Origin of the sequence: Actinomadura sp. 6K520 (assembly GCF_004349245.1) — a bacterium.
Lineage (GTDB): Bacteria > Actinomycetota > Actinomycetes > Streptosporangiales > Streptosporangiaceae > Spirillospora.
Genome location: NZ_SMLC01000261.1, coordinates 1 through 7,511, shown reverse-complemented (window position 1 = coordinate 7,511; position 7,511 = coordinate 1). Strand labels below are relative to the sequence as shown.

The following is a 7,511-nucleotide window of genomic DNA, read 5'->3' as shown; positions in this document are numbered from 1 at the left end:
GGGCGGTACGCGGCGCGGACGGCGAGCAGGTGGGGGGCGTCGTCGATGGCCGCGAGGTCGGCCGGGGCGGCCCCGTAGGCGGCGAGGAGGTCGCCGGGCAGCGGGGGGAAGTCGCCGGCGGGGCGCTGGTCGAGGGTGAGCATCGGGCTGTCGAGCATGCCGAGGGCGAGCTCGCGGAGGGGCGGCCGGGTGCGGCGCGTCACCTCGGTGCGGGCGAGTTCCGCCGGGTCCGGGATGGGTGCCGGCAGCGCCACGGCGTAGGTGGCGTAGAGCGTCTCCGGTACCGGCAGCGTCAGATTCCGCCCCAAGTGTTCCCCCGTGGCCGCGATGGGTGTCGTCACATCGATCAGAGCGGACGGAGCGTTGGAAAATATCTGTCGCGGACGGGACATTTACCTCACAGAATCGCGATGCGGGCCGATGACCACGGTGATCAGTGCGGCGGGGGCCGTCCGGGGAGGAGGTGCTCGAACCAGACGACCTTTCCGGGTTCGGCGCGGTGGGTGCCCCAGCGCGCGGTGAGGTGGCTGACGAGCTGGAGCCCGCGCCCCGACTCGTCGGTGGCCTCGGCGTGCCGGAGCCGGGGGAGGTCGGCGCCGTCGTCGTAGACCTCGCAGAGCAGGGTCCCGCCCTTGATCAGGCGGAGGCCGATGGTTCCGGCGCCGTGCACGAGGGCGTTGGTGACGAGTTCGCTGACGAGCAGCTCGACGGTGTCGGTGAGCGGTCCGATGCCCCAGTCGGCGAGCCGCGCGGCGACCTGGGCCCGCACCCAGGGGACGGTGCTCGGCCGCGGTTCCAGCCGTTCCCAGGCGGCGACGTCGTCCTTGGGGAGGCCGTCGAACCCGACGGCCACGATCGCGATGTCGTCGGTGGGGGTGGCCGCGGCGAGGGTGTCGAGGAGGGAGTCGCAGGTGCGGTCGAGGTCGGGCGGGGCACCGGCGAGGCGGCTGCGCATGAGCTCCAGCCCCTGGTCGAGGTCGCGGTCGCGGCGTTCCAGGAGCCCGTCCGTGCACAGCACGAGCTGCGACCCGTCCTCGACCGCCACCTCGACCGTCTCGAACGGCTCGCCGCCGACCCCGATGGGCACGCCGGACGGGACGCCGAGGACGCGGCTGTCACCGTACGCCGACACCAGCACGGGCGGGATGTGCCCGGCGTTGGCGAGCGTGCACCTCCGCTCGACCGGGTCGTACACCGCGTACAGGCAGGTGGCGAGGTAGTCCTCGCCGAGCCGGCGGGCGAGGCCGTCGAGCTGGCGCAGCAGCCGCGCGGGCCGCATGTCCTCGGCGGCGAGGGTGCGGACGGCCGTGCGCATCTGCCCCATGATCGCGGCCGAGGTGAGCCCGTGGCCCATGACGTCGCCGACGACGATGCCGAGCCGGCAGCCGGGCAGCGGGATGGCGTCGAACCAGTCGCCGCCGACGTTGATCGCCTGCCCCGCGGGCCGGTAGCGGTAGCGGACGCGGGCGCCCGCGACGTCCGGGGGGTCGTCGGGGAGCATCGAGTGCTGCAGTTCCTCGGCGACCTGGACCTCGCGCCGGTAGAGCCGGCCGTTGTCGATGCACAGCGCGGCGCGGCGGGCCAGTTCGTCGACCATGGCGAAGTCGAGGTCGCCGAACCCGGGGCGGTCGCCCTTGCGGAGCAGCTTGAACGTGCCGAGCACCCGGCCCCGCGCGATCAGCGGGACGATCATCAGCGCCCGCCCGGCGAACAGCGGCCGCAGGTCGCGGTCGCCGAACGAGGCGGCGATCTCGGTCGCCCGCACGGAGTCGACGTGCGGGATGTGGACGGGACGCCCGGTCCGCATGGCCTGGACGAACGGCGCCCCGGACGCCAGGCGCAGCGTCTCCCCTTCCGGGACGAGGTCGTCCCAGCGCCCGTGCTCGTCGTTGTGGACGACCGCGACCCGGCGCATCTGCGTGGTCTCGTCGACCTCGGCGGCGGGCGGGGCCGAGTCGGCGACGACGCGTTCGAGCAGTTCGACGGCGGCGAAGTCGGCGAGCCGCGGGACCAGCACCTCCGCCAGCTTCCGCGCGGCCTGCAGGTGGTCGAGCGTGCCCCCGATCTCCTGCCCGGCCTCGCTGAGGTAGCTGAGCGGTTCCCGCATGGCCGTGGTCTCCCGACCGTCCGCCCAGGCGGGGCCGGCCGGATGGGTCGTGGCCGGCCGCGTCCCGCGGACCGGGCGCCTGCGCCCCGCGCGAGCGGCCGGAACCACCGGCCGGGGCCGGACCGCGGGGGCCTCCCGGACGGGAGCCGCCGGGCGGGGCGGGGCCGCGGCGGCCACCGTCCCCGGGTGGGGAATGATCGGCAGCCGGACGGTCAGGCCGAGGGAGACCGCCGGGCAGCCGAGCCCCAGCACCTGCAGGGCGATCTTCTCCGCCGCGCCCGCGTCCAGGGCGGGCAGCAGGCCGGCGAGCCGCGCGGCGAACGGGGCGGCGAACGGCGCGGTGCCCGGCCCGGCGGGCGGCGCGAGCGCCGGCTCCACCCGGAGCAGCCGTGTTCCGGCGCCGCGCCGAGCGCCCGCGCCGGGGGCCGCCACCGGCAGGTCGCCGACGGCGATGCCGGGGCCCTCCTCGCGGAGCCGGCGCAGGTCGGCGGCGAGCGCCAGGACCCGCGTGTCGTGGCCGCCCGGGTCGGCCTCGATGGGGTAGACCCACCAGCCGACCTCGGTGGGCACGCCGTTGTCGACGCGCGGCAGGGCGCAGGCGCCGCACCAGACGTGCCCGAAGACCTCCGGCTCGAAGGCGCCGCGGTGTTCGCGCGGGAGCCGCAGCAGCGAGGCCGGCGGCCGGCCCACGGCCTGGAGCCGCCCGACGCCGAAGACATCGGCCGCGGTGTCGTCCCAGTGGCTGATGTGTCCGCGTCCGTCGAGGGTGATGGCCGTCATCCACGCCATCCCCAGCAGCTCGTCGATGACCATGCGGCCCCCCTCCAGGGAGCGCAGGACACCCGACATCCTCGGCGACTCCCGGTCAAGGGCACGCTACCCGCAGTAACAAGATCGTGATGGCGGTCCGCGAAAACCGGTCCGGGTCGGTGCCGATAGCCCGGATTGATGCCTGTCTTCCGGAAGGTCCCTTATCAAAGGGAACGCAGCCGTAGCCACCCCGAAAAGCCGGAACATCGGAAAGTGACCGAATGCGGCATAGAGCACTAATGCCCCATTGACACCCACGTTCCCCAGGCAGACGATCACGCGACCCCCATTTGTGGTCCCTTCCAGGGAGGCGCAATGTCGCGCGCACTGTTCCGGCACCGAAGACTCACCCCGACCCTCGCTGCCGCCGCGCTCCTGATCGGAACGTTGGCGGCGACCCCCGCCAACGCCACTCCAGGCCCCGCGCCCTCCGGCGCGGCCGTCGAGGTCTACACCGCCGAGCTCAGCCCGGCCCAGGTCGAGCTGCTGAACCGCTCCGGCCTCGACCACGAGGCGATCCGCATCGCCAAGGGCGAGAAGCCGGGCGGCATCCGCGTCGAGGCCGTGATGAGCGCGCCGCAGGCCGCCGCGCTCAACCGGCAGGGCCTCGGCCTCACCGCGAAGAAGACCGCCCGTCTTCGCACGAAGGCCGCGCCCGACGGCGTCTTCCGCCCCTACAGCGGCCCCGGGAACCTCCACGAGGAGCTCCTGAAGGTCGCCGCCGACCACCCGTCCATCGCCACCGCCGTGGACATCGGCACGAGCCGCGAGGGCAAGCCGATCACCGCCGTCAAGGTGACCAAGGACGCCCGCAGGAAGGGACGCCACAACAAGCCCGTCGTCGTCTACCAGGGGGCCCAGCACGCCCGCGAGTGGATCACGCCGGAGATGGTGCGCCGGCTGCTGCACCACTACGTCGGCGCCTACGGCGGCGACGCCGAGATCACGAAGATCGTCGACACGACCGAGCTGTGGTTCATCCCGGTCGTCAACCCCGACGGCTACGACCTGACGTTCCAGGACGGGTTCCGCCTCTGGCGCAAGAACACCCGCGACAACAACGGCGACGGCCAGATCACCGGCGGGGACGGCGTCGACCTCAACCGCAACTTCCCCTACAAGTGGGGCTACGACAACGAGGGCTCCTCCGACGCGCCCGCCGACGAGACCTACCGCGGCCCGGCCCCCGGCTCCGAACCCGAGACCAGGGCGCAGATGGACCTCTACAAGAAGGTCCGGCCCACCTACCTGATCAACTACCACTCGGCGGCGGAACTGCTGCTGCACGGCGTGGGCTGGCAGACCCTGACCCGCAGCCCGGACGACGTCATCCACGACGCCCTGCTCGGCGACATCGACAACCCGGCCGTGCCCGGCTACGTGCCCCAGCTCGGCGCGCAGCTCTACACCACCAACGGCGACACCGACGGCCAGGCCGACAACGTCTACGGCGCGCTGTCCGTCACGCCGGAGATGGCGACCTGCGAGTCGGCCGCGGCATCCGACCCGGACGACGAGTGGGAGCCCGGCGACTGCGGCAGCGGCTTCGAGTTCCCCGACGACGAGACGCTCATCCAGCGGGAGTTCGCGAAGAACCTGCCGTTCGCGCTGTCGGTCGGCAAGTCGGCGCACACGCCGGACGAGCCGGTGTCCGCCCTCGGGCACGAGGCCGCCGACTTCGAGACGGACGCGTTCAGCGCGTCCTACGGCGGCTCGCAGGAGGTCGCCTCGGTGATCCGCAGGTCGCTGCGCCTGAAGACGATGCACTACCGGATCAACGGCGGCCGCGTGCGGCACGACCTCGTGCGCGAGTGGCGCGGCGGCGAGCGCTACGGCGACGAGAACGACACCTACTACGGCGAGTTCCGCGGCAAGGTCAGATCGCAGCGGCCCGGAGACAAGGTGGAGGTGTGGTTCTCCGGCTGGAAGGGCCGGAAGCGGGTCGAGAGCGAGCGCTTCAGCTACACCGTGCGCGACCAGAAGAGGGCCGACGTCCTGGTCATCGCGGACGAGGACTACACCGGCGTCAACCCGACCTACCCGGCCGGGACGGACGAGCCCAGGTACGCCGCCCAGTACGCCGAACTCGTCAGGTCCGCCAAGCGCCGGCCGCTGGTCTGGGACATCGACAAGGACGGCGTCCCGCACGACCTCGGCGTCCTGAAGCACTTCAAGGCCGTCGTCTGGTACCTGGGCGACAACCGCCTCACCCAGGACGAGGCCGACGAACCGGTGCGGTCCGTCATCGGCGACTTCCCCGACTCGCAGGTGGCCGACCGCGCGAAGGACCTCGTCCTGAGCGTCCGGTCGTACCTCAACGAGGGCGGGAAACTCCTCCACACCGGTGAGACGACCGGATACAACGGCCCGCTCGGCCAGGCGAACGGCGGCGGCATCTACTACGGCCTGAAGGGTCATCCGGAGCGCCCGTGCGTGCTCACCACGAGCTTCCGGGACGACTGCGAACTGCTGTCGGACGACTTCTTCCAGTACTACCTGGGCGCGTACGACAGGCAGGTCATCGGATCGCCGACCGGGTTCACCGGGACGGAGCGGCCCTTCGAGGGCGTGACGTCCGAGCTCACCGGCACGACGACCAACCCGCTGAACGAGACGGGCGGCTTCCAGGTCACCTCGACCGCCCTGCCCAAGGCCGAGTTCCCGCAGTTCGACAGCTGGAAGATCGGGGACTACACCGGCGCCGCCGCGTCGACCGAGCCGGTCGAGGGCGAGTGGTACGTCGCCGGCCCCCACCAGAACAGCGCGTACCAGCGGCTGACCCGGACGATCGACCTGACCGGCGTCACCGCCGCGCAGGCCCCGACGCTCCAGGCCCAGGTCTCCTACAGCACCGAGACCGGCTACGACAACGTCGTCATCGAAGCCCACACCGCCGGTGCCGACGACTGGACCACCCTGCCCGACAAGAACGGGCGCACGTCCACCGACGTGCCGGCGGAGTGCGAACAGGGCTACTACCTCGCCATGCACCCGTTCCTCAACCACTACCTCACGGGAGGAAACCCCTGCGGCAACACCGGAACGACCGGCGCGTGGAACGCCCTGACGGGCAACTCCAACGGCTGGGTTCCCGTCGCGTTCGACCTGTCCGCCTACGCGGGCAAGCAGGTGGAGGTGTCCTTCGCCTATGTGAGCGACCCCTTCACCGGCGGAACCGGACTGTTCATCGACGACACCAGGCTCACCACGACCGGCGGTGAGCTCGACGCGGAGGGCTTCGAGACCGGCCTCGGCCCCTGGTCCATCCAGGGCGCCCCTGAGGGAAGCCCCGGCAACGGTGCCGAGTTCGTCCGGTCCCAGGCGCTGATCGACTCGGTTTCGTCGGTCGCGACCAAGGACACCATCCTGTTCGGCTTCGGGCTCGAACAGGCCGGTTCCGCCGACGCACGGACCCTGATGGCCAGGGCGCTGAGACACCTGCTCGGCTGACCGTCCCGGTCCCCGGGAGCCCCTGTCGCGCCGGGCTCCCGGGGACCCTCGTCGTCGCGGGCCGCCGGCCCGCCGGTCGCCCCGCCGCGGACGGCCCCATACCGCTTGATCACGTCTCGCCGGGACGACACGCCGCCGCATGTGACGGACGACACCCGGCCGCAGGCAACCATTCGCCCCCCTCCAGGCGTCTTACATGGCAAGGAAGACCACCGACGGGTGGGAAGCGCCTGATCGAGCATCGGCCCGCGACGTCCCGGAAGCACGGGGTCGCTCTGGCACAGCCGGCCCGCGCAGGATCCTCGGCCCACGCGCCATGCGCGGCCGAGACCTCCGAACCCGTCGGGAACGGTGGCACGTACCACTAGCACGGGGGGCGGTTCGTTCGCCCGGTCCGCGCGTGCCCCCGAACACGCGTCAGCAACCGGCCCGCTTTCGCCTGGGGCCACTACCTACGGGGAGCGACGATGACCGCTGTCACCACGCCTGTCCGCCGTAACGCGGCGGACACCGCGGCGGCCGAGAACACAGAGCGCTACGAGCGCGACGTGCTGCCGCTCGCCGACCCGCTCTACGCCAGTGCCGTGCGCATGACCCGCAACTCCGCCGACGCCGAGGACCTCGTCCAGGAGACCCTGGCCAAGGCGTACGTGAACTTCCACCAGTTCCAGGAAGGCACGAATCTCAAGGCGTGGCTGCACCGCATCCTCACCAACAACTTCATCAACACCTACCGCAAGAAGCAGCGCGAGCCCCAGCGCGCCGGCTCCGAGGAGCTGGAGGAGTGGCAGATCGCGCGGGCGGAGGCGCACGCCTCCGGTTTCCGGTCCGCCGAGGCCGAGGCGCTGGACCGCATCCCCGACTCCAGGGTCGTCGCCGCCCTGCGGGCCCTGCCGAAGGACTTCCGGGACGCCGTCTACCTCGCCGACGTCGAGGGCTACGCCTACCGGGAGATCGCCGAGATGATGGGGACCCCCATCGGCACGGTCATGTCCCGCCTGCACCGCGGCCGCAAGCAGCTCCGCGAGACGCTGGCCGACCGCCCCGCCCCTGGCCGCGGGGCGGACGACCGCGCCGCCCACATCCTCGCCGCCTGAGAACCCGGCGGTGCGCCCCGGCCCCCGGCCGGCGGGCGCGCCGGCCC

At 72.4% G+C, this 7,511-nt stretch carries 3 protein-coding genes and 1 pseudogene; 2 read left to right on the top strand and 2 right to left on the bottom strand.

Annotation, left to right across the window (positions count from 1 at the left end):
* Both E1289_RS35115 and E1289_RS40270 read right to left on the bottom strand, forming a co-directional pair.
* A pseudogene (locus E1289_RS35115) lies at positions 1 to 308 on the bottom strand (hypothetical protein); the annotation flags it as partial.
* A gap of 125 nt (positions 309 to 433) precedes the next feature.
* Positions 434 to 2,956: a SpoIIE family protein phosphatase gene (locus E1289_RS40270; RefSeq protein ID WP_131988074.1), complete on the bottom strand. Its 2,523-nt coding sequence runs from the start codon at positions 2,954 to 2,956 to the stop codon at positions 434 to 436.
* Positions 2,957 to 3,232: 276 nt separating this feature from the next.
* On the opposite strand from E1289_RS40270, the gene E1289_RS35105 reads away from it, so the two are divergent.
* Together E1289_RS35105 and E1289_RS35100 are read left to right on the top strand one after the other, a co-directional pair.
* Positions 3,233 to 6,367: a M14 family metallopeptidase gene (locus tag E1289_RS35105; protein ID WP_131988072.1), complete on the top strand. Its 3,135-nt coding sequence runs from the start codon at positions 3,233 to 3,235 to the stop codon at positions 6,365 to 6,367.
* A 467-nt stretch (positions 6,368 to 6,834) separates the two neighbouring features.
* Positions 6,835 to 7,464: a sigma-70 family RNA polymerase sigma factor gene (locus E1289_RS35100; protein WP_131988070.1), complete on the top strand. Its 630-nt coding sequence runs from the start codon at positions 6,835 to 6,837 to the stop codon at positions 7,462 to 7,464.
* Positions 7,465 to 7,511 lie beyond the last annotated feature (47 nt).

What these genes read in the sequence shown, in the direction of transcription:
- E1289_RS35105 (WP_131988072.1), top strand. Translation starts at nt 3,233, where the DNA reads ATGTCGCGCGCACTGTTCCGGCACCGAAGACTCACCCCGACCCTCGCT.
- E1289_RS35100 (WP_131988070.1), top strand. Translation starts at nt 6,835, where the DNA reads ATGACCGCTGTCACCACGCCTGTCCGCCGTAACGCGGCGGACACCGCG.
- E1289_RS40270 (WP_131988074.1), bottom strand. Translation starts at nt 2,956, where the DNA reads ATGTCGGGTGTCCTGCGCTCCCTGGAGGGGGGCCGCATGGTCATCGAC.